The 20281-nt window shown below is 62.5% G+C and carries 19 protein-coding genes, 1 tRNA gene and 1 pseudogene; 9 read left to right on the top strand and 12 right to left on the bottom strand.

The window, feature by feature from the left end; translation table 11 throughout:
• Nucleotides 1-5: 5 nt before the first annotated feature.
• The 3 genes from infC to JVX91_RS14800 form a co-directional block, all read right to left on the bottom strand.
• Nucleotides 6-557, bottom strand: a complete 552-nt coding sequence (infC, locus tag JVX91_RS14810; protein ID WP_169942760.1) for a translation initiation factor IF-3 — start codon at nt 555-557, stop codon at nt 6-8.
• Nucleotides 557-2479, bottom strand: a complete 1923-nt coding sequence (gene thrS, locus JVX91_RS14805) for a threonine--tRNA ligase (RefSeq protein ID WP_205334977.1) — start codon at nt 2477-2479, stop codon at nt 557-559. Before thrS ends, infC begins: the two co-directional genes overlap by 1 nt.
• Before the next feature lie 246 nt (nt 2480-2725).
• Nucleotides 2726-3559 carry an alpha/beta hydrolase gene (locus tag JVX91_RS14800; RefSeq protein ID WP_205334976.1) on the bottom strand — a complete coding sequence of 278 codons (834 nt, stop codon included), beginning with the start codon at nt 3557-3559 and terminating at the stop codon, nt 2726-2728.
• A gap of 256 nt (nt 3560-3815) precedes the next feature.
• Here JVX91_RS14800 and JVX91_RS14795 point away from each other — a divergent pair, with 256 nt between their 5' ends.
• Together JVX91_RS14795 and JVX91_RS14790 are read left to right on the top strand one after the other, a co-directional pair.
• A complete protein-coding gene (locus tag JVX91_RS14795) occupies nt 3816-4169 on the top strand; it encodes a histone-like nucleoid-structuring protein, MvaT/MvaU family (RefSeq protein WP_205334975.1) in 354 nt (117 codons plus the stop codon).
• Between the two features lie 445 nt (nt 4170-4614).
• Nucleotides 4615-4839 carry a hypothetical protein gene (locus JVX91_RS14790; RefSeq protein ID WP_205334974.1) on the top strand — a complete coding sequence of 75 codons (225 nt, stop codon included), beginning with the start codon at nt 4615-4617 and terminating at the stop codon, nt 4837-4839.
• Between the two features lie 67 nt (nt 4840-4906).
• Here JVX91_RS14790 and JVX91_RS14785 read toward each other — a convergent pair whose 3' ends face one another.
• Together JVX91_RS14785 and JVX91_RS14780 are read right to left on the bottom strand one after the other, a co-directional pair.
• Nucleotides 4907-5428 (bottom strand): DUF4946 domain-containing protein, encoded by a 522-nt coding sequence (locus JVX91_RS14785; protein ID WP_205334973.1) that lies wholly within the window; start codon nt 5426-5428, stop codon nt 4907-4909.
• Nucleotides 5429-5566: 138 nt separating this feature from the next.
• Nucleotides 5567-5643 (bottom strand) — tRNA-Val (locus JVX91_RS14780).
• A gap of 186 nt (nt 5644-5829) precedes the next feature.
• Between JVX91_RS14780 and JVX91_RS14775 the strand changes: the two genes are divergently transcribed.
• A complete protein-coding gene (locus JVX91_RS14775; protein WP_205334972.1) occupies nt 5830-7113 on the top strand; it encodes an FAD-binding oxidoreductase in 1284 nt (427 codons plus the stop codon).
• 30 nt (nt 7114-7143) lie between these two features.
• Here the strand turns inward: JVX91_RS14775 and JVX91_RS14770 are convergent, their stop codons facing one another.
• From JVX91_RS14770 to moaA, 5 genes are all read right to left on the bottom strand, one after another.
• Entirely contained in the window at nt 7144-8121 is a 978-nt protein-coding gene (locus JVX91_RS14770) for a formate/nitrite transporter family protein (RefSeq protein ID WP_205334971.1), read from the bottom strand.
• 80 nt (nt 8122-8201) lie between these two features.
• Nucleotides 8202-8687, bottom strand: a complete 486-nt coding sequence (locus tag JVX91_RS14765; RefSeq protein WP_205334970.1) for a hypothetical protein — start codon at nt 8685-8687, stop codon at nt 8202-8204.
• Nucleotides 8684-9019, bottom strand: coding sequence for a low molecular weight protein tyrosine phosphatase family protein (locus tag JVX91_RS14760; RefSeq protein WP_205334969.1), 336 nt, complete (start codon nt 9017-9019; stop codon nt 8684-8686). Before JVX91_RS14760 ends, JVX91_RS14765 begins: the two co-directional genes overlap by 4 nt.
• Before the next feature lie 59 nt (nt 9020-9078).
• The gene (locus tag JVX91_RS14755) at nt 9079-9897 is read right to left on the bottom strand and encodes a transporter substrate-binding domain-containing protein (RefSeq protein WP_205339897.1); all 819 of its coding nucleotides are present in this window, start codon (nt 9895-9897) and stop codon (nt 9079-9081) included.
• A gap of 65 nt (nt 9898-9962) precedes the next feature.
• Complete coding sequence (gene moaA / locus JVX91_RS14750; RefSeq protein ID WP_205339896.1) at nt 9963-10958, bottom strand: GTP 3',8-cyclase MoaA; 996 nt, start codon at nt 10956-10958, stop codon at nt 9963-9965.
• A gap of 192 nt (nt 10959-11150) precedes the next feature.
• Between moaA and JVX91_RS14745 the strand changes: the two genes are divergently transcribed.
• Nucleotides 11151-11804, top strand: coding sequence for a TetR/AcrR family transcriptional regulator (locus JVX91_RS14745; protein ID WP_205339895.1), 654 nt, complete (start codon nt 11151-11153; stop codon nt 11802-11804).
• Nucleotides 11805-12385: 581 nt separating this feature from the next.
• Here JVX91_RS14745 and JVX91_RS14740 read toward each other — a convergent pair.
• The gene (locus JVX91_RS14740) at nt 12386-12817 is read right to left on the bottom strand and encodes a heme-binding protein (protein WP_205339894.1); all 432 of its coding nucleotides are present in this window, start codon (nt 12815-12817) and stop codon (nt 12386-12388) included.
• 338 nt (nt 12818-13155) lie between these two features.
• Here JVX91_RS14740 and gcl point away from each other — a divergent pair, with 338 nt between their 5' ends.
• The 3 genes from gcl to JVX91_RS14725 all read left to right on the top strand — a co-directional run bounded on the left by gcl (nt 13156) and on the right by JVX91_RS14725 (nt 16897).
• Nucleotides 13156-14931 (top strand): glyoxylate carboligase, encoded by a 1776-nt coding sequence (gene gcl / locus JVX91_RS14735; protein ID WP_205339893.1) that lies wholly within the window; start codon nt 13156-13158, stop codon nt 14929-14931.
• A 116-nt stretch (nt 14932-15047) separates the two neighbouring features.
• Nucleotides 15048-15830: a hydroxypyruvate isomerase gene (gene hyi, locus JVX91_RS14730; protein ID WP_205339892.1), complete on the top strand. Its 783-nt coding sequence runs from the start codon at nt 15048-15050 to the stop codon at nt 15828-15830.
• A gap of 176 nt (nt 15831-16006) precedes the next feature.
• Nucleotides 16007-16897, top strand: coding sequence for a 2-hydroxy-3-oxopropionate reductase (locus JVX91_RS14725; protein ID WP_024763150.1), 891 nt, complete (start codon nt 16007-16009; stop codon nt 16895-16897).
• Between the two features lie 75 nt (nt 16898-16972).
• Here the strand turns inward: JVX91_RS14725 and JVX91_RS29130 are convergent, their stop codons facing one another.
• Nucleotides 16973-17098 carry a hypothetical protein gene (locus JVX91_RS29130; RefSeq protein ID WP_275892387.1) on the bottom strand — a complete coding sequence of 42 codons (126 nt, stop codon included), beginning with the start codon at nt 17096-17098 and terminating at the stop codon, nt 16973-16975.
• Between the two features lie 68 nt (nt 17099-17166).
• Here JVX91_RS29130 and JVX91_RS14720 point away from each other — a divergent pair.
• Nucleotides 17167-18429, top strand: a pseudogene (locus JVX91_RS14720) (glycerate kinase); the annotation flags it as partial.
• A gap of 271 nt (nt 18430-18700) precedes the next feature.
• Entirely contained in the window at nt 18701-20131 is a 1431-nt protein-coding gene (gene pyk / locus JVX91_RS14715; protein WP_205339891.1) for a pyruvate kinase, read from the top strand.
• Nucleotides 20132-20281 lie beyond the last annotated feature (150 nt).

Genomic DNA, 20281 nt, shown 5'->3' with positions numbered 1-20281 from the left:
GGAGGTTATTTACGCTTCTTGGGAGCGATGACCATCATCAGCTGGCGTCCTTCCAGCTTAGGATGCTGTTCCACGGTGCCGATTTCAGCGAGGTCGTTTTCGACTCGCTTGAGCAGCTCCATGCCCAGCTCCTGGTGGGCCATCTCACGACCACGGAATCGAAGCGATACCTTGGCCTTGTCCCCTTCATTAAGGAAACGTACCAGGTTGCGTAGTTTTACCTGGTAATCCCCTTCTTCCGTCCCTGGACGAAACTTGATTTCTTTGATCTGTTGCTGGTGCTGGTTTTTCTTCGCAGCAGCGGCTTGCTTCTTCTTCTCGAAGAGGTGCTTGCCGTAGTCCATGATGCGGCAGACAGGGGGCACCGCATCAGCAGAAATTTCCACCAGGTCCAGCTTGGCCTCGTCGGCTAGACGGAGGGCCTCATCGAGGGAGACCACGCCAATCTGTTGACCGTCAGCACCAATCAGACGAACCTCACGGGCAGTGATGTTTTCGTTGATCGGCGGTTTCGGGAGAGCCCGCTTATCCTGTCTCATTTCACGCTTAATAATGATTACTCCGAGTCTTGGCGACCACGCCGGGAAACCGCCTGAGCAAGCAGCTCAGCGAACTGGGCGACCGGCATTGAGCCGAGGTCTGCCCCTTCGCGCGTACGTACGGCGACGGCCTGCGATTCAACTTCCCTATCACCGATAACCAACAGATAGGGAACCTTGAGCAAAGTATGCTCGCGGATTTTAAAGCCAATTTTCTCGTTTCTCAAGTCAGACTTGGCACGGAATCCGCTTTGCTCGAGCTGACGCACCACTTCTTCAGCCCATTCGCCCTGCTTGTCAGTGATATTCATCACCACGGCCTGGGTCGGCGCGAGCCAGGCTGGGAACAGACCGGCGTAGTGTTCGATGAGCATACCGATGAAGCGCTCGAAGGAGCCCAGGATCGCGCGGTGCAGCATGACCGGACGGGTACGGCTGTTATCTTCGGCGATATAGCTGGCATCCAGACGCTCCGGCAGGTTCGGGTCGTACTGGAGGGTACCGCACTGCCAGTTACGGCCGAGGCAGTCCTTCAGGGTGAACTCGATCTTCGGACCGTAGAAGGCGCCCTCGCCCGGCTGGTATTCCCATTCCAGGCCGGATTCGTTCAGTGCGTCGGCCAGCGCACTTTCAGCGCGGTCCCACAGCTCTTCGGAACCAACGCGCTTGGCCGGACGAGTGGACAGTTTCATGGAGACATCACTGAAACCGAAGTCCGAGTAGACCTGCAGGGTCAGCTTGATGAAGTCGGCCGCTTCCTTCTTCACCTGCTCCTCGGTGCAGAAGATGTGGGCATCGTCCTGGGTGAAACCACGCACACGCATGATGCCGTGCAGCGCGCCGGACGGCTCGTTGCGGTGGCAGGCACCGAACTCAGCGAGGCGCAGCGGCAGATCGCGGTAGGACTTCAGACCCTGGTTGAAAATCTGCACGTGGCATGGGCAGTTCATCGGCTTGACAGCGAAGTCGCGGCTTTCCGACGAAGTGGTGAACATGTTCTCGGCGTAGTTGGTCCAGTGGCCGGAGCGCTCCCAGAGGATGCGGTCGACAACCTGCGGGGTGCGGACTTCCACATAGCCGTGGTCACGCTGGACCTTGCGCATGTACTGCTCGAGCACCTGATAGACGGTCCAGCCGTTCGGATGCCAGAAGACCATGCCCGGCGCTTCTTCCTGGAGGTGGAAGAGGTCGAGTTGCTTGCCGATGCGGCGGTGATCGCGCTTCTCGGCTTCCTCGATGCGCTGGATGTACGCCGCCAGCTGCTTCTTGTCCGCCCAAGCTGTGCCATAAACGCGCTGCAGTTGCTCGTTCTTCGAGTCGCCACGCCAGTAAGCACCGGAAATCTTGGTCAGCTTGAAGGCTTTCAGGAAGCGAGTGTTCGGCACGTGCGGGCCGCGACACATGTCCACGTACTCTTCGTGGAAATACAGGCCCATGGCCTTCTCATCCGGCATATCGTCGATGAGACGAAGCTTGTACTCCTCACCACGAGCCTTGAAGGTCTCGATGACTTCGGCACGCGAGGTCATCTTCTTGATGACGTCGTAGTCCTTCTCGATCAGCTCGGCCATGCGCTTTTCGATCGCAGCCATGTCTTCCGGCGTGAAGGGACGCTCGAAGGCGATGTCGTAATAGAAGCCTTCGTCGATCACCGGACCGATGACCATCTTGGCGGTCGGATACAGCTGCTTGACCGCATGGCCCACCAGGTGGGCGCAGGAGTGGCGGATGATTTCCAGCCCATCCTCGTCCTTCGGGGTAATGATCTGCAGGGTCGCGTCGCTGTCGATGATGTCGCAGGCATCGACCAGGCGGCCGTTGACCTTGCCGGCCAGGGTGGCTTTCGCCAGGCCTGCGCCAATGGATTGCGCCACCTCGGTCACACTGACCGGATGATCGAAGGAACGCTGACTACCGTCGGGAAGAGTAATGATGGGCATGGCGCCTCCTCTCCTAGTGGTGACCCCTACGAAAGGCCACATGGGTTGGGATGTGCCAGTAAGCGTCGCCCGCCGGGCAAGCCTGCCTCACAGTGGCAGGCGCCTTGTCGGCACCCTGCGCTTTCGCGCGCGGACGTAGATCACTGGAAGAAATCGAATGAAGTCTTGCCCGCCAAGAATGACGAACAAGGCGACGGATGTTACTTCAACTTTCGTTGACTGACGAGCAGGCGCCCCTGACTTCACTCAGTATTGATCGACAAATTCCAGCACGATCCGATTGAAGGTCGCCGGGCGAATGACATTCATGCCATGTGACGCACCAGCAATCATCGAAGTGCGGGCGTCAGAAATTCCCGCCTGCAGCGCTTGAACGATCCTTGGGAAAGGCTCCGGGCTTCTCGCCCCGCCTATCAGCAGAACCGGCAACCGCAGTTCTTGGAGTTGCGCCAAGGCAATTGGCGCTGGATGGTCCTGCACCTGCCCGATCAGCGTCATGGCATTCGCCGTAGCCATTTCCTGAAATTGCCGAGAAGAGCGAGCCCAGACCCCAGAACCGCTGACAGTATCGACGAATAACTCCAGGCCCGCCTGAATCTGCCCGGTTCGAATCATATCCAGCGCCTGCTGGCGGAATTGATTACGTTCCATCGGCGACAATGGCGACTCGATTGAGGCATGTGCGAATACATCCTGCGAGAAATCGCCGCCGGGATCAGCCATTGCCAATGACCGCAACCTCTGGGGCGCAGCCAGCGCAACACGCAGGCAAAGGTTGCCTCCACGGGAATGCCCCAGCAGATGGACCGGGCCAGGTAACTGATCCAGCAGAGCAAGGACATCTCCCACATGCTGGCCAGTGGTAAATCCCGAACCCTCGCCATCCCATTGCTCTGGGAAATAATGCCTCAGGCTGGGCGCAATGACGCGATAGCGCGCCGACAATGCCTCGAACTGCCCCTGCCAATAGCGATAATCACAGAGCGAACCGTGAACCAGCACGAGCGGAATGCCTCGCCCGGCCTCCCGGCACGTCAGTTCGTAATCATTCACTCGATACCGCACTATCTCGCTATTCATTCAACACTCGCACTCACGCACCACGATAAAGCACACAGATTTTGCAAGGACTTATTGACCTGGGAGGGATTTAATCCCCCCATTTAGCTCGCGCATTATCTCGCAGAGCAAAACTAAATCACCACCATCGAAAGGTTCCACACATTTAAACTGTGCTTTAAAAATCGCAACAATTGATATTCAGAGTTGACGCGAACATTCACAAAAACAGAGAATCACGCCGAACAAATCAACCTCGCCTCACGGGAGCACCTAGATGTCCAAACTTGCGGAATTCCGCGAAGCCGAACGCCAACTCAAGGAACAACTCGCTCTGCTCGAGAAACTCAAGAGCGATGGCGGACTGAAAAAAGAGCTGGAGTTCAAGGATCAACTGCAAGCCCTGATGGACCAGTACGGCATGAACCTGCGTAATGTCATCGACATTCTCGATCCGCAGCCATCCACCGAACCCGCTCCGCCCCAACAGCGCCGCACCCGCCAACTGAAGGTCTACAAGAATCCGCAGACCGGCGAAGTGATCGAAACCAAGGGTGGCAACCACAAGACCCTGAAAGCCTGGAAGCAACAGTACGGCGGCGACACCGTCGAATCCTGGCTGCAACAGTAAGTCCGAATTTCCGCGGAGCGCTCCCGCTCCGCGGAGTTTGCTACCTGTCTCGCAATGGTTCTGACCGACGGCTGTATAAAAACTGGCCATTGGCGACAGAAATCCATACAATCCTGAAAGCGAGCACCAAACCCAAGGTCGCCCCTCCCAGCACTTCCCTACCTTGATCCAGGGTCGAAGCTGGGCTCTACAGGGCCACGGCCAGCGCATCCTCCGCATCATTTCCAGAGCACGTCAGCCGCGCCAGGAAAGTTTGCCCGAGCGCACCGCGCACTCGTCAGTCCAATTGTTTTTAGCCAACACCGCAGACTGACGCGACCCGAACCTAAAGTTTCTATTCGCTGCCATATTCCGGTCACACGTTTTCTGCATATTCAGATCGCACCCGGAGCTTTTGACGATTTCAACGGTCATAGGACCGTTACCTATTTGGAAAGACAAGACAATGAAAACCTCCCTGCACATCCAGGAGGCGATTCGCACCCTTTCGGCGGCCTTCGCCCCTCTGAACTGCGTCATCCAGGCCAAGCGCAAGCACGGCTTCAGCTTCACCCTGGTGAACGAGCATGGCATCGCCAAGCACACCGAGCGCCTCTACCCCCAGCAATACCAGGACGAGGCACCGCTGAATGCGGTGATCCAGCGAGTGCAAGCCACCGTCGCCGCCTGAGTTTGAAACGAGAAAAGCCCCGCATGAGCGGGGCTTTTGCTTTTCTGCTTTCTATATAAGGACACAATCAGCGCAGGCTGATCCCAGCCTTCACCGACTCGATCTCCCTCGCCAAGTCCGCATAGCGCCCTGACGGTGCCGCATAGGTCAGCGAATAGGCCGCGCCATCACCCAGCGCAACCTGCAGAGTCTGCTTGAGCACCTCGGTGCCGTTCTGACTGATACCGCAGTGCACCTCCAGACCATCCAGTCCACCCAGCTTGGCATCCAGCGGCTTGCTGCATGCAGCCTGGAAGCCCTGGCGCATGAAGTCCTTCTGCAACGCCTTGCGCATTTCGACGATGACATTCTCGACGTTGACCGAGGCGACGGTGCCTAACCGGCTACGCGTGACCTCCATGACCAACTCCTGCGAGCCGTCCTCCCCCACGCGCACACCACGCTGACGAATCACCGGCGCATCGACCGCAGCATCCACTGGCGAGCGCGAGACTTCCCAGCCCTGCGGCCAGATCACCTGCATCTCCGCCAAAGCCGGCACCGACACCAGCAGCGCGCCAAGCAACAACCAGGATCGCAGACCGCTCATCTTCACCTCCGACCATCGCAAGGGACACCATAGCAGGCGCCGCCAGACATTCTGCGGGCAAGCCACTTTCCTGAAGGCGAACGAAAAAGGGCGATCCTTTCGGATCGCCCTTTTCGAAATCGCCGAAGCGATTATGTTTGGTAGGCACAATTGGACTCGAACCAACGACCCCCACCATGTCAAGGTGGTGCTCTAACCAACTGAGCTATGTGCCTGTCGTGTGGGGCGCATTCTACGCGATCGTTTTCGACGGTCAAGCACTTTTTTCAGCTAAGCCACTGAAAAAGTGAATTTTTTTATGTTCGACCGTCCGTAAATTATTTTGCACGGGCACTAGCCGACCAGATTCGACTCAGGTAGCATCCTCACATCTCGTAAAAAATAACAAACACAGGTGCATTATGCCGCACACTTCCTACCCCTCTTCCTATTACGCAGCTTCGGCCAACCCGGTTCCGGCCCGTCCTGAACTGCAGGGCGAGGTGGAAACCGATGTCTGCGTGATCGGCGCAGGCTACACCGGCCTGTCGACCGCCCTGTTCCTGCTGGAAAACGGCTTCAAGGTCACCGTACTGGAAGCCGCCAAGGTCGGTTTCGGTGCGTCGGGCCGTAACGGCGGCCAGATCGTCAATAGCTACAGCCGCGACATCGACGTCATCGAGCGCACTGTCGGCGCCAAGCAGGCCAAACTGCTGGGCGACATGGCCTTCGAAGGCGGCCGCATCATTCGCGACCGTATCGCCAAGTACAACATCCAGTGCGACCTGAAGGACGGCGGCGTGTTCGCGGCCCTCAGCGCCAAGCAGATGGGCCACCTGGAATCGCAGAAGAAGCTGTGGGAGCGTTTCGGCCACACCCAGCTGGAACTGCTGGATGCCAAGCGCATCCGCGAGGTCGTCAAGACCGACAGCTATGTCGGCGGTATGCTCGACATGAGCGGTGGCCACATCCACCCGCTGAACCTCGCCCTGGGCGAAGCTGCAGCAGTGGAGTCCCTGGGCGGCGTGATCCACGAGCAGTCCCCTGCCGTGAAAATCGACCGTGGCGCCAACCCGGTCGTGCACACCCCGCAAGGCCGCGTGAAGGCCAAGTTCATCGTTGTAGCCGGTAACGCCTACCTCGGCGGCCTGGTGCCGGAACTGGCCTCCAAGTCCATGCCGTGCGGCACCCAGGTGATCACTACCGAGCCGCTGAGCGCCGACCTGGCCAAGTCCCTGCTGCCGCAGGACTACTGCGTCGAGGACTGCAACTACCTGCTCGACTACTATCGCCTGACCGGCGACAACCGCCTGATCTTCGGCGGCGGCGTGGTCTACGGTGCGCGCGATCCGTCGAACATCGAGGCAATCATTCGTCCGAAGATGCTCAAGGTCTTCCCGCAGCTCAAGGACGTGAAGATCGACTTCGCCTGGACCGGCAACTTCCTGCTGACCCTCTCGCGTCTGCCGCAAGTTGGTCGCATCGGCGACAACATCTATTACTCCCAGGGTTGCTCGGGTCACGGTGTCACCTACACCCACCTGGCGGGCAAGCTGCTGGCCGAAGTCCTGCGCGGCCAGGCCGAGCGCTTCGACGCCTTTGCCACCCTGCCGCACTACCCCTTCCCGGGTGGTCGCATGTTCCAGGTACCGTTCTCCGCAATCGGCGCCTGGTACTACACCCTGCGCGACAAGCTGGGCGTCTGACGCTCCGCATCGCACCAGGAAAACGGCGCCTCAGGGCGCCGTTTTCTTTTTCGGGATCTTTTCCGGCGGCGCGGAGGAGTCACTGCGCACCTGGGCGTGGCTCATCAGCGCGAAGATCAGACTGCCGCCGACGATGTTGCCGACCAGTGTCGGCAGGGCGAAATCAATGACGAAGGCCGCAACGCCCACCTCCCCGGCGAACATCAGGTATCCCACTTCGCAGGTGCCGACCACGATGTGACTGAAGCTGCCCAGCGCCATCAGGTAGGTGACCAGGAAAATGATCCACACCTTGGCGTTCTCCGCGGCCGGCACCAGCCAGACCATGGTGGCGATCATCCAGCCGGAGACGATGCCCTTGGAGAACATCTGCCAATGGTCGTTCTCCATCACCTCGCGACCGATGTCGAGGAAGGCCTGGTCGGCCTTGGTGTCGAAGATCGGCAAGTGCAGCATGCCGTAGGCGAACAGCAATGCGCCGACGATATTGCCCAGCAACACCACGGACCATAGCCGCAGCAGTTGCCCGAATTTCTCCAGGGTCGGCTCGCTCATCACCGGCAGCACAGCCGTCAGAGTGTTTTCTGTGAACAGTTGCTGGCGCGCGAGGATGATGGCGAGGAAGCCCACCGGGTAGCCGAGGCTGGTGGTGATCACTGCCATGTCGTGATCCGGCAGGCGCGATCGGAACAGCCCCATCGCCATCAGCGACAAGCCGATGGTCAGGCCGGCTGCCAGCGCAGACCACCACAGCGCTGCCAGGGTGCGCTCCAGTTCGTGATTGCCTTGCAGGCGAATGACTTCATGCAGCACCAGCGCACGGGGCGGCTGGCTCTTCTCGACCTTGCGGCGTTCTTCGGCGGAGAGATCGTCCGCCGTATCACCACCGGCCTTGGATTCCCGGGCCTGGGTGCGCGGTGCGGTCTTGGGCTTTGCGGCGGAGTCCTTCGCCTTGCTCCGCGCACGCGACTGGGCTGCGCCGCGTGTGGGTGTTTTTTCGGTGGCCATGCGCAGCACCTCGCTGGGACGGTGCAGATTTAGGCTGCGTACTTCCCGCTTCGGTTCCGGAAATCTTGGGCGTTGCGAACTCAGGAGACCGGCTCGATCCGCACCCGGCGCCAGTCCGTATCGAGATGGCCCAGGTAGACACAGCCGTGACCACGGGGAAAGAGGATGTGCTCCGGACCGATCCCCGGCCCCTCGAGACGCAGCAGGCGACCCCAGGGATGGTGGCTGACCCGCCCGCGCACATCCTCGACTGCGCCACCGCGCCACCAATGGATGGCCGCCTCGGCATCCTCGACGCCTTCAGGCTGCTCGATGCGCACAGGCTCCCCACGCCAGCCGATCACACGCTGTGGATCGAACCCTGCCTGCTGCGCAAGCGGCAACGGCATGATCCACAACGCGCCGTCGCGCTCTTCCAACGATACCGCCAGCTCGCACCATTGCGACTGCTCCAGCGCCCAGAGCAGGTCGCCATCGATCTCCAGCGAAGGCTCGGGCTGAGCCTGGATACGGAAACCCGGGCAAACCAGCACTGCATCCCGAAGCGCAATGCGGATCTCGTTCATGCTCGCTCCTGCCGCAGGAAAGGTCCGGCCTTGCGTTCGAGAAGCTGCACCAGCTCCGGCTGCAGGTAGCTGTAGTCGTCAGGAATATCCAGGCACACCAGACGCTTGCCGCGCATCGCCACGGGGAATCGGCGCAGCAGCGCCTGGCGCTGCCGGCGCTCCATGACGAAGATCAGATCGGCCCACTCCAACTGCTCGGCACCCAACGGGACTTCCGCATCCGGCGCCAGCCCGGCGGAGTCGGTCTCGACCTCCGGCCAGCTGGCAAAGACGGTTTCGGCGGTGGGGCTGCGCAGACGATTGCGACTGCAGATGAACAAAGCGCGGCGCACTTCATCCTCCCTACGGCTGGCGCGCAAACGGCAGCGGCGATTCTAGGGAAGAAGGCGAGTTACGGCGACTTCTGTTTCGCTTTCTGGCGCTCGAGGAAATCCACTTTCCACTGCTCGACACCCAGGTGCTCGGAGTCCAGGCTCGCCTCGACGCCATACTTGGCCTTGAGCGCGGCGACTTCCTTGGCGTGGTCGACGAGGAAGCGGTCGAAGCGCTGGATCAGTTCGCCCTGCTTCACGGTGGACAGGTGAAACGCGCTGCGGGTGTGCGGTAGCGAAGGATCGAACACCAGCGCGCCGGGCTTGGCGCGGATGTTGTCCAGATAATAGGTGGCGACTACCACATTGAAGTAGACGCCATCGGCCTGCTTTTTCAGCGCGGCATGCATCATCTGCCGCAGATCGGCGCTCGGCGCCAGACTGATTTGCCCGCCCTGGATCGGCGCCTCGTAGCCCCGCGGCGTCCAGCCCTCCACCAGCGCCAGCCGCTTCAGCGCGCCGATGCCCTGCCCCAGCCGTTCCGGAGCCACCAGCACGCCATCGACGTACTGCGTCACTGGCTGGCTATAGCGCAGGGTCTTACCGGCCTTCTGCTCAGGTGCCCAGTCGGGATTGTCGGGATACTTGAGATCGACCTCGCCGGAAAGCAGCGCCGGCAGCAACGCATCCACCGGCAGCGGACGGTACTCCAGACTGATGCCGCTGCTGCTGGCGAACAGATCCAGCACATCGCGGGCAAAGCCCTGGTAATTGCCTTGCGCATCGGTGCTGTAGTGCGGAGCGAAAGGAAGGTTCTCGACGCCGACCACATAGGTCTGCGCCAAAGCGCCTGTGGAAAGGATGCTGGCGAGCGCGCAGCAGAATGCCTTGAGCTTCAAACGACTCTCCTTGTTACCTGTTGTTTTTGTTCTATCCGACGGGCCGGGCACCCGCCGTGGCGGACTCAGCCGCCGGTCATGCTCATGAAGCGCAGCACCTGCACTTGCTGATCCGCTTCGAAGTGGTGGCGTTCGGGCTTGAGCTGCAGCGCCTGCATCAGCGCCTCGCGCAGACGCACGCTGTCGCCGGGGTGTTCGCGCAGCAGTTGGCGCAGATCCAGCGCGCCTTCATGGCCGAGGCAAAGCACCAACTTGCCTTCGGCGGTCACCCGCACCCGATTGCAGTCGCCACAGAAATTGTGGCTGTGCGGGGAAATGAAGCCGATGCGGCTGGCGTAACCGTCGATGCGGTAGTAGCGCGAAGGCCCGCCGCTGCGCTCGGGCGTGGGCAGCAACTGCCAGCGCTCGGCGAGCTGCGCGCGGACTTCGTCGCTGCTGCACAGCGTCTGCTTGCGCTCGTGGCTGCTGACGCTGCCCAGCGGCATCTCTTCGATGAAGCTGATGTCGATGCCCTTGGCCAGGGCAAACTCCACCAGGTCGCAGACCTCGTCGTCGTTGCGGCCCTTCTGCACCACGGCATTGAGCTTGATGCGATCGAAGCCGGCTTCCCGTGCGGCGTCGATACCGTCCAGCACCTGCTCCAGCTTGTCGGAACGGGTAAAGGCGGCGAAGCGCTCGCGGCGCAGGGAGTCGAAGCTGATATTCAGGCGGCGCACACCGGCAGCGCGCAGCTCGTCCGCGCGCTCGCGCAGTTGCGAACCGTTGGTGGTGATGGAGAGATCGTCCAGTTCCCGGCGCGCACCCAGTCTTTCCAGCAGGCTGGTCAGGCCTTTGCGCACCAGCGGCTCGCCGCCGGTGATACGGATGCGCTTCACGCCCAGGCCGATGAAGGCGTCGGCGACGGCTTCGAGCTCCTCCAGGCTCAACACCTGGTCGCGCGGCAGGAACTGCATGTCTTCGCTCATGCAGTAGGTGCAGCGGAAGTCGCAGCGGTCGGTGACCGACAGGCGCAGGTAGGTGATGCGTCGACCGAAGGGGTCGACCAACTGGGAATCGGACATGGGGGTTCCGGATGGCAGGTGCCGAACGAAAGTGCGCTAGAAATACCTCAGAACTACGCTGCTGTACACAGAAAACCGACCCGTGAGTCAGGAAAATGCTTGCAGGCGCCTGAGTTGAGGGCTTCAAGAGCCCGGTGCTACCATGCCCGGCTCAGTTTGGTGACCACGCAATACAAGAAAGAAGACCAGCCAATGACCAGCATTCGCGAGCGTAACCGGCGCCTGATCCTGCGCGCAGCCAGCGAGGAATTCGCCGAGAAGGGTTTCGCGGCGACCAAGACCAGCGACATCGCCGCTCGCGCCGGGCTGCCCAAGCCCAACGTCTACTACTACTTCCAGTCCAAGGAAAACCTCTACCGCTGCGTACTGGAAAGCGTGGTGGAGCCCTTGCTGCAGGCGTCCGCGCCGTTCCGCGAGGACGACGAGCCGAGCGAGGCGCTGCGATCCTATATCCGCTCCAAGGTGAAGATTTCCCAGGAGCTGCCGCACGCCTCCAAGGTGTTCGCCAGCGAGCTGATGCACGGGGCGCCGCACCTGCCCAAGGAATATCTGGACGAACTGAATGCGCAGGCCCAGCGCAACATCGCCTGCCTGCAAAGCTGGATCGACCGCGGCCTGCTGGCGCCGGTGGACCCGCACCACCTGCTGTTCACCATCTGGGCGGCAACCCAGACCTACGCCGATTTCGACTGGCAGATCTCCATGGTCACCGGCAAGACCAGCCTGAGCGATGCGGACTTCGAGGCGGCCACCGAGACCATTACCCGCCTGGTACTGCGCGGTACCGCGCCGGACAACGGCAACGAGCACAAGCCGCAGGGGCGTTTGCGGCCGTTGTCGATCTGAGCGGACAGCACAGTTGCAGAGGCAACTGCCTTCTCCGGGAAGTCCGTCGCAGAGTCACCCCTCACCCCAGCCCTCTCCCTCAGGGAGAGGGGGCTGATCGTACCGGCTGATGCCGTGGGCCCTCCCTGCGCCGAACCGTCCCCTCTCCCCTTGGGAGAGGGAGCTGATCGTACCGGCTGATGCCGTGGGCTCTCCCTGTACCGAACCGTCCCCTCTCCCTTTGGGAGAGGGGCTGATCGTACCGGCTGATGCCATGGGCTCTCCCTGCGCCGAACGGCCCCCTCTCCCCCTGGGAGAGGGGGCTGATCGTACCGGCTGATGCCATGGGCTCTCCCTGCACCGAACCGCCCCCTCTCCCCTTGGGAGAGGGAGCTGATCGTACCGGCTGATGCCATGGGCTCTCCCTGTACCGAACCGTCCCCTCTCCCCTTGGGAGAGGACCTGATCGTACCGGCTGATGCCATGGGTTCTCCCTGCGCCGAACGGTCCCCTCTCCCCCTGGGAGAGGGCTAGGGTGAGGGCGGCCCGGGTGCAGAAATATCAGACTGGCGCGCAATAGCGCGCGCCCTTCCCTCCTTCGATCAGCCCGCGTCCGCGACCAGCCCCAGCGCCTGCACGCCACGGATCGCGCACTGCTCATCGATATCCGACGCATCGCCGCTGATGCCAATGGCACCGATCACTTCGTTCGCCGAATTGCGGATCAAGACGCCACCCGGCGCCGGCACCACATTGCCTTGCGCCAGCGTATTCACCGCCGCAATGAACGACGGGCGCTGCTGAGCGTCCGCCGCCAGCACGCGCGACGACTTGCCCAGCGCCACCGCCCCCCACGCCTTGCCGATGGCGATCTGCGGGCGAAGCATGCTCGCGCCGTCCTCGCGCTGCAGGCTCAGTAAATGCCCGCCGGCGTCCAGCACGGCGATGGTCAGCGGCGCAGTGGACAGCTCGCGGCTGGCGACCAGGGCGTGACGGGTGATGTCCAGTGCGGTTTCCAGGCTCAGGGTGGTCATGAGGTTTTCCTCTTCAAGGGTGATAAGCCGGGTCACGCTGTGCGCACAGATGAATGCTGCACACACGCGTATCAGAAATCTGTACGCAATCTAGTAGCCGAAGGTCTCACCCAAAGCAACTGAAAAGGACAATCTGCATGTATTTTTGTATACATTTTTTCAAACGATGGTTTGACCCTACGTTCAGGTTTTAGTCAAAAGACCCGTAATAGAGCGCTTTCATAGAAAAATGACCATTCAGTCCCTCGTATACAACCCGTCTTGACCTTCGTCGAATTGCCTGCCTAGAATCGCCTCAACTTTTGTACACAATCAGTATAAGAACCGAGGAACAAAATATGGCCAGAATGAGAGCAATCGAGGCTGCCGTACTCGTCATGCGTCGCGAAGGTGTCGATACCGCCTTCGGCGTACCGGGCGCCGCCATCAACCCCATGTACGCGGCCATGAAGAAACTCGGTGGCATCGATCACGTCCTGGCCCGCCACGTGGAAGGCGCCTCGCACATGGCCGAGGGCTACACCCGCACCAACGCCGGCAACATCGGCGTTTGCATCGGCACCTCCGGCCCGGCCGGCACCGACATGGTCACTGGCCTGTACTCGGCCTCCGCCGACTCCATCCCGATCCTCTGCATCACCGGCCAGGCTCCCCGTGCGCGCATGCACAAGGAAGACTTCCAGGCCGTGGACATCACCAGCATCGTCAAGCCGGTCACCAAGTGGGCGACCACCGTGCTGGAGCCGGGCCAGGTGCCCTACGCCTTCCAGAAGGCCTTCTTCGAAATGCGCAGCGGCCGTCCCGGCCCGGTGCTGATCGACCTGCCGTTCGACGTGCAGATGGCCGAGATCGAATTCGACATCGACGCCTACGAGCCGCTGCAGGTGAACAAGCCCAAGGCCACCCGCGCCCAGGCCGAGAAGGCCCTGGCCCTGCTCAATGACGCCGAGCGTCCGCTGATCTGCGCCGGCGGCGGCATCATCAACGCCGACGCTTCCGACAAGCTGGTGGAATTCGCCGAGCTGACCGGCGTGCCGGTGGTCCCGACCCTGATGGGCTGGGGCACCATCCCCGACGATCACCCGCTGATGGCCGGCATGTGCGGCCTGCAGACCTCGCACCGCTACGGCAACGCCACCGTCCTGGAATCGGACATGGTGTTCGGCATCGGCAACCGCTGGGCCAACCGCCACACCGGTTCGGTCGACGTCTATACCGCTGGCCGCAAGTTCGTCCACGTGGACATCGAACCGACCCAGATCGGCCGCGTATTCACCCCGGACCTGGGCATCGTCTCCGACGCGGGCTCCGCCCTGGACGTGTTCCTCGAAGTGGCCCGCGAATGGAAAGCCGCCGGCAAGCTCAAGGACCGCAGCGCCTGGGTCGAATCCTGCCGCGAGCGCAAGCGCACCATGCAGCGCAAGACTCACTTCGACAACGTGCCGGTCAAGCCGCAGCGCGTCTACGAAGAGATGAACGAGTTCTTCGGCAAGGACACCTGCTACGTCAGCACCATCGGTCTGTCGCAGATCGCCGGCGCGCAGTTCCTGCACGTGTACAAGCCGCGCCACTGGATCAACTGCGGCCAGGCCGGCCCGCTGGGCTGGACCATTCCGGCAGCGCTGGGCGTGGTCAAGGCCGACCCGAGCCGTCAGGTCGTCGCACTGTCGGGCGACTATGACTTCCAGTTCATGATCGAAGAGCTGGCCGCCGGTGCGCAGTTCAACCTGCCGTACATCCACGTACTGGTGAACAACTCCTACCTGGGCCTGATCCGTCAGGCACAGCGCGGCTTCGAGATCGACTACTGCGTGCAGCTGGCGTTCGAGAACGTCAACGCGCCGGAGCTCAACGGTTATGGCGTCGACCACGTCGCCGTGGTGGAAGGTCTGGGTTGCAAGGCGATCCGCGTATCCGACCCGAACCAGATCGGCGCGGCCTTCGCCCAGGCCCGCGAGCTGATGCAGCAGCACCGTGTACCGGTGGTGGTCGAGGTCATCCTGGAGCGTGTCACCAACATTTCCATGGGCACCGAGATCAACGCGGTCAACGAGTTCGAAGAGCTGGCTCTGAAAGGCGTCGACGCGCCCACCGCCATCTCGCTGCTGGACTGATTAGCTGGACCGAACTCGGGAGCGCGCGGTGACGCCCTCTCCCCAACCCTGGCTGCGCGCCCCGCTCCGAAGGGAGAGGGGGCTGTTCGTGCGACATGCCATCAAGGAGTCAAACAATGCCCCGTTTCTGCGCCAACCTGTCCATGCTGTTCACCGAGGTGGACTTCCTCGACCGCTTCGACGCCGCCGCACGCGCCGGTTTCAGCGGTGTCGAGTACCTCTTCCCGTATGACGTCGAGGCCGAGGTGATCAAGGCCCGCCTGGACGCCAACAAGCTCGAGCAAGTGCTGTTCAACCTTCCGGCGGGCGATTGGTCGAAAGGCGAGCGCGGCATCGCCTGCCACCCGGACCGCGTCGAGGAATTCCGCACCGGTGTCGACAAGGCCATCGCCTACGCCAAGGTCCTGGGCAACACCCAGGTCAACTGCCTGGCCGGCATCCGTCCGCAGGGCTATGACTGCGCGACCATCGAGAACACCTTCCTGAACAACCTGGAGTACGCGGCCGGCAAGCTCGAAGCCGCGGGCATCAAGCTGGTCATGGAAATGATCAACACCATCGACATTCCCGGCTTCTACCTGCAGACCACCAAGCAGGCCCAGGACATCCGCGAGAAGGTCGGCAGCGCCAACCTGTTCCTGCAGTACGACATCTACCACATGCAGATCATGGAAGGTGACCTGGCGCGGACCATCGAGAAGAACCTCGCCTCGATCAACCACGTGCAGTTGGCCGACAACCCCGGCCGCCACGAGCCGGGTACCGGCGAGATCAACTACCGCTTCCTGTTCGACCACCTGGACCGCGTCGGTTACCGCGGCTGGGTCGGCTGCGAATACAAGCCCAAGACCACCACCGAAGCCGGCCTCGGCTGGCTGAAGAGCCACAACGTCATCTGATACGGATTTGTCCTCGGCCGCATGACGTCGTTGGATCGCCTCGCCGTGCAAGAGCACTGTCTTCGGCGCCCCGCCTAGCCATCCGGCTGATGCCAAACCCGTAGCAATCCACTCGCTGGCGCGGTGGGTACGCACCGCGCCAGCCAGCCTCACAAGAACAACCAGGAGAATTCCTCATGGCCAAAATCGGATTCATCGGCACCGGCATCATGGGCCTGCCCATGGCGCAGAACCTGCAGAAAGCCGGTCACCAGATCTTCGTTTCCACCCACCACGACGCAGCGCCTGCCGCTCTGGTCGAAGCCGGCGCCATCGGCCTGGCCAACCCGAAGGAAGTCGCCCAGGAAGCCGAGTTCATCATCGTGATGGTCCCGGACACCCCGCAGGTCGAAGACGTGCTGTTCCGCAAGGACGGCATCGCCGAAGGCGTGGGCCCGAACAAGGTGGTGATCGACATGAGCTCGATCTCCCCCACCGCCACCAAGACCTTCGCCGAGAAGATCAAGGCCACTGGCGCGCAGTACCTGGACGCCCCGGTGTCCGGCGGTGAAGTCGGCGCCAAGGCCGCGTCCCTGAGCATCATGGTCGGCGGCTGCCCGAACACCTTCGAACGCGCCCTGCCGCTGTTCCAGGCCATGGGCAAGAACATCACCCGCGTCGGCGGCAATGGCGATGGCCAGACCGCCAAGGTGGCCAACCAGATCATCGTCGCGCTGAACATCCAGGCCGTCGCCGAAGCCCTGCTGTTCGCCGCCAAGAATGGCGCGGACCCGGCCAAGGTGCGTGAAGCGCTGATGGGTGGCTTCGCCTCCTCGCGCATCCTCGAAGTGCACGGCGATCGCATGGTCAAGGGCACCTTCGATCCGGGCTTCCGCATCAGCCTGCACCAGAAAGACCTCAACCTGGCCCTGGCCGGCGCGCGCGAACTGGGCCTGAACCTGCCCAACACCGCCAACGCCCAGCAAGTGTTCAGCACCTGCGCGGCCATCGGCGGCAGCAACTGGGACCACTCCGGCCTGATCAAGGGCCTGGAGCACATGGCCAACTTCTCTATCCGCAAGGATTGAGAGGCGGCGGATAAAGCGTTCCGCTTTATGCGCCCTACGAAGAACTCCAACGTAGGGCGCATAACGCCAACGGCGTTATCCGCCACGGAGCAAGGTGACGGGCGAGGTTATGGGAGTGGCGTCGCCCGCCATGCTGCAAAGCGACTCGAACACCCGGCCGGTGGGAATCACGGCCTTGCCGGCCGGGGCGTTCGAATCCATCGCTGAGTCTCCTTTGCCAAGGAGATTGAGCCATGGATACACCACAACAAGAATCACGGGAGCCTGTCATGAGCCTGGACCCACGCGCCTTCCTGCGCGAGCTGTTCGACACTGCCATTGCCGCCGCGCATCCGGCCCAGGTACTGGCGCAGCACCTGCCCACCGATAGAGGTGGCCGCACCATCGTCATCGGCGCCGGCAAGGCCGCCGGGGCCATGGCCGAAGTCGCCGAGCAACACTGGAACGGCCAGGTCGAAGGCCTGGTAGTCGCGCCCTACGGCTACGGCGCGCAGTGCCGCAGCATCGAAGTGGTGGAAGCCTCGCACCCGGTACCGGACGACGCCGGCGAACGTGTTGCCCGTCGCGTGCTGGAGCTGATCAGCGGCCTGAGCGAGAGCGACCGGGTGATCTTCCTGCTCTCCGGCGGCGGTTCCGCCCTGCTCGCCCTGCCGGCCGAAGGCATCAGCCTCAACGACAAGCGCAGCGTGAACAAGGCCCTGCTGAAATCCGGCGCCGCCATCGGCGAAATGAACTGCGTGCGCAAGCACCTCTCCGCCATCAAGGGCGGCCGCCTGGCCCGCGCCTGCTGGCCGGCCAGCGTATACACCTACGCGATTTCCGACGTGCCCGGCGACGAGGCCACGGTGATCGCCTCCGGTCCCACCGTGGGCGACCCGACTACCTCCGCCGACGCCCTGGCGATCCTCAAGCGCTACGCCATCGACGTCCCGGCGAATGTGCGCGCCTGGCTGGAGGACCCGCGTTCGGAAACGGTAAAGCCCGGCGACGAATGCCTGTCGCGCAGCCACTTCAAGCTGATCGCCACGCCCCAGCATGCCCTCGACGCGGTGGCTGCCAAGGCCGAAGCCGCTGGCATCCCCACGCTGATCCTGGGCGACCTGGAAGGCGAGTCCCGCGAAGTGGCCAAGGTCCACGCCGGCATCGCCCGGCAGGTTCGCAAGTACGGCCAGCCGCTGAAGGCGCCGTGCCTGATCCTCTCCGGTGGCGAGACCACCGTGACCGTGCGCGGCAATGGCCGCGGCGGACGCAATGCCGAGTTTCTCCTCAGCCTCACCGCCGACCTGAAAGGTGAACCGAACATCTGGGCCCTGGCGGGGGACACCGACGGCATCGACGGCATGGAAAGCAACGCCGGTGCCCTGATGAGTCCGTGCAGCTATAGCCGCGCCCTCAAGGCCGGTCTGAATCCGCTGCACGAGCTCGACAACAACAACGGCTATGGCTTCTTCGCCGAACTGGGCGACCTGGTGATCACCAAGCCTACCCGTACCAACGTCAACGACTTCCGCGCCATCCTGGTCCTCGAGAATGCAGGCTCGAATCAGGTGATTTCGTCGACCGCGACGGAGGCCAGCTTGTCGCAGGGCGAGGCGCGAGGAGAGAGATTTGGTGATTCCAAATGACCGACGAGCAACGCTGCACTGCGACAAGCTGGCCCCGTCCCTTCGGGTTGCGTGTCAGCGTTCGCCATGCGTCGTTGCGGAATTTGCAAAGGGAACACCATTAGCTGCATTCCGCGTCTAGCCTGGCGAACGCTGACCCAGCAACGCGGCCACGAAATCACCTGATTCGAGCCTGATTATGACTCCGGATAAAAAAGTAAAGATTCTGGCGACCCTGGGCCCGGCGATCAAAAGCCGCGACGACATCCGCGCATTGGTGGAAGCCGGCGCCAACCTGTTCCGCCTGAACTTCAGCCACGGCGAGTACGCCGACCACGCCCAGCGTTTCGCCTGGGTACGCGAAGTGGAAACCGAGCTGAACTACCCCATCGGCATCCTCATGGACCTGCAAGGGCCGAAGCTGCGCGTGGGCCGTTTCGCTGATGGCGCCGTCCAGTTGGAGAAGGGCCAGACCTTCACCCTCGACCTCAACGACGCACCGGGCGATGCCCAGCGCGTCATGCTGCCCCATCCGGAAATCATCCAGGCGCTGGAACCGGGCATGAGCCTGCTGCTGGACGACGGCAAGATTCGTCTGCAGGTGCTCAACGCCCACAGCGATGCCATCGAGACCCGCGTGATGAACAGCGGCGAGCTGTCCGACCGCAAGGGGGTCAACGTCCCGGAAGCGGTGCTCAAGCTCAGCCCGCTGACCGCCAAGGACCGCCGAGATCTTACGTTCGGCCTGGAGCTGGGCGTGGACTGGGTGGCGCTGTCCTTCGTGCAGCGTCCCGAAGATATCGAGGAAGCCCGCGCGCTGATCGGCGACAAAGCGTTCCTCATGGCCAAGATCGAGAAGCCTTCGGCGGTGCAGTCCATCGAAGCCATCGCTCGCCTGTCCGACGCGATCATGGTCGCCCGTGGCGACCTTGGCGTGGAGATGCCGGCCGAAAGCGTGCCGGGTATCCAGAAGCGCATCATCCAGGTCTGCCGCCAGCTCGGCCGCCCGGTGGTGGTGGCGACCCAGATGCTCGAATCCATGCGCTTCTCCCCGGCGCCGACCCGCGCCGAAGTGACCGACGTCGCCAACGCCGTGAGCGAAGGCGCCGACTGCGTGATGCTCAGCGCCGAGAGCGCCTCGGGCCAGTACCCGCGTGAAGCGGTGGAGATGATGGCGAAGATCATCCGCCAGGTCGAAGCCGAACCGGATTACCAGGCGACGCTGGAGATCAACCGCCCGGAGCCGGACGCCACCGTCTCCGACGCCATCAGCTGCGCGATCCGCCGGATCAGCCGCATCCTGCCGGTGGCCGTGCTGGTGAACTACACCGAGTCCGGTGCCTCGACCCTGCGCGCCTCCCGCGAGCGGCCCAAGGCACCGATCCTCAGCCTCACGCCGCAACTGAAATCCGCCCGCCGCCTGACCGTGGCCTGGGGCGTCCATTCGGTGGTCAACGCGCAACTCGCCCACGTCGACGAGATTTGCTCTACCGCCCTGGACATCGCCCTGGCCCAGCGCATGGCGCGCCGTGGCGACACCGTGGTGATCACTGCCGGCGTGCCGTTCGGGCAGCCGGGTAGTACCAACATGCTGCGGATCGAGACGGTGGCGCCGGCGTTGCAGGCTTAACTTTTAAAACGACAAGAGCGCCCTCACCCCAGCCCTCTCCCGGAGGGAGAGGGGGCCGTCCGGAGCGACGGCAGGATAAGGCGCTCATTGAAATAACGGTGCTGCGCGGACTTACCGGACAGCACCAACCTGACAGCCACACCGATCTGC

Source organism: Pseudomonas sp. PDNC002 (assembly GCF_016919445.1).
Taxonomy (GTDB): domain Bacteria; phylum Pseudomonadota; class Gammaproteobacteria; order Pseudomonadales; family Pseudomonadaceae; genus Pseudomonas.
The sequence above is the reverse complement of the archived record's forward strand: the minus strand, read 5'-3'. Positions and strand labels throughout refer to the sequence as shown.

What these genes read in the sequence shown, in the direction of transcription:
- JVX91_RS14775 (WP_205334972.1), top strand. Translation starts at nt 5,830, where the DNA reads ATGCCGCACACTTCCTACCCCTCTTCCTATTACGCAGCTTCGGCCAAC.
- JVX91_RS14785 (WP_205334973.1), bottom strand. Translation starts at nt 5,428, where the DNA reads ATGAGCGGTCTGCGATCCTGGTTGTTGCTTGGCGCGCTGCTGGTGTCG.
- JVX91_RS14795 (WP_205334975.1), top strand. Translation starts at nt 3,816, where the DNA reads ATGTCCAAACTTGCGGAATTCCGCGAAGCCGAACGCCAACTCAAGGAA.
- pyk (WP_205339891.1), top strand. Translation starts at nt 18,701, where the DNA reads ATGACTCCGGATAAAAAAGTAAAGATTCTGGCGACCCTGGGCCCGGCG.
- gcl (WP_205339893.1), top strand. Translation starts at nt 13,156, where the DNA reads ATGGCCAGAATGAGAGCAATCGAGGCTGCCGTACTCGTCATGCGTCGC.
- JVX91_RS14740 (WP_205339894.1), bottom strand. Translation starts at nt 12,817, where the DNA reads ATGACCACCCTGAGCCTGGAAACCGCACTGGACATCACCCGTCACGCC.
- JVX91_RS14800 (WP_205334976.1), bottom strand. Translation starts at nt 3,559, where the DNA reads ATGAATAGCGAGATAGTGCGGTATCGAGTGAATGATTACGAACTGACG.
- thrS (WP_205334977.1), bottom strand. Translation starts at nt 2,479, where the DNA reads ATGCCCATCATTACTCTTCCCGACGGTAGTCAGCGTTCCTTCGATCAT.
- JVX91_RS14790 (WP_205334974.1), top strand. Translation starts at nt 4,615, where the DNA reads ATGAAAACCTCCCTGCACATCCAGGAGGCGATTCGCACCCTTTCGGCG.
- moaA (WP_205339896.1), bottom strand. Translation starts at nt 10,958, where the DNA reads ATGTCCGATTCCCAGTTGGTCGACCCCTTCGGTCGACGCATCACCTAC.
- JVX91_RS14765 (WP_205334970.1), bottom strand. Translation starts at nt 8,687, where the DNA reads ATGAACGAGATCCGCATTGCGCTTCGGGATGCAGTGCTGGTTTGCCCG.
- JVX91_RS29130 (WP_275892387.1), bottom strand. Translation starts at nt 17,098, where the DNA reads ATGGATTCGAACGCCCCGGCCGGCAAGGCCGTGATTCCCACCGGCCGG.
- hyi (WP_205339892.1), top strand. Translation starts at nt 15,048, where the DNA reads ATGCCCCGTTTCTGCGCCAACCTGTCCATGCTGTTCACCGAGGTGGAC.
- JVX91_RS14725 (WP_024763150.1), top strand. Translation starts at nt 16,007, where the DNA reads ATGGCCAAAATCGGATTCATCGGCACCGGCATCATGGGCCTGCCCATG.
- JVX91_RS14745 (WP_205339895.1), top strand. Translation starts at nt 11,151, where the DNA reads ATGACCAGCATTCGCGAGCGTAACCGGCGCCTGATCCTGCGCGCAGCC.
- JVX91_RS14770 (WP_205334971.1), bottom strand. Translation starts at nt 8,121, where the DNA reads ATGGCCACCGAAAAAACACCCACACGCGGCGCAGCCCAGTCGCGTGCG.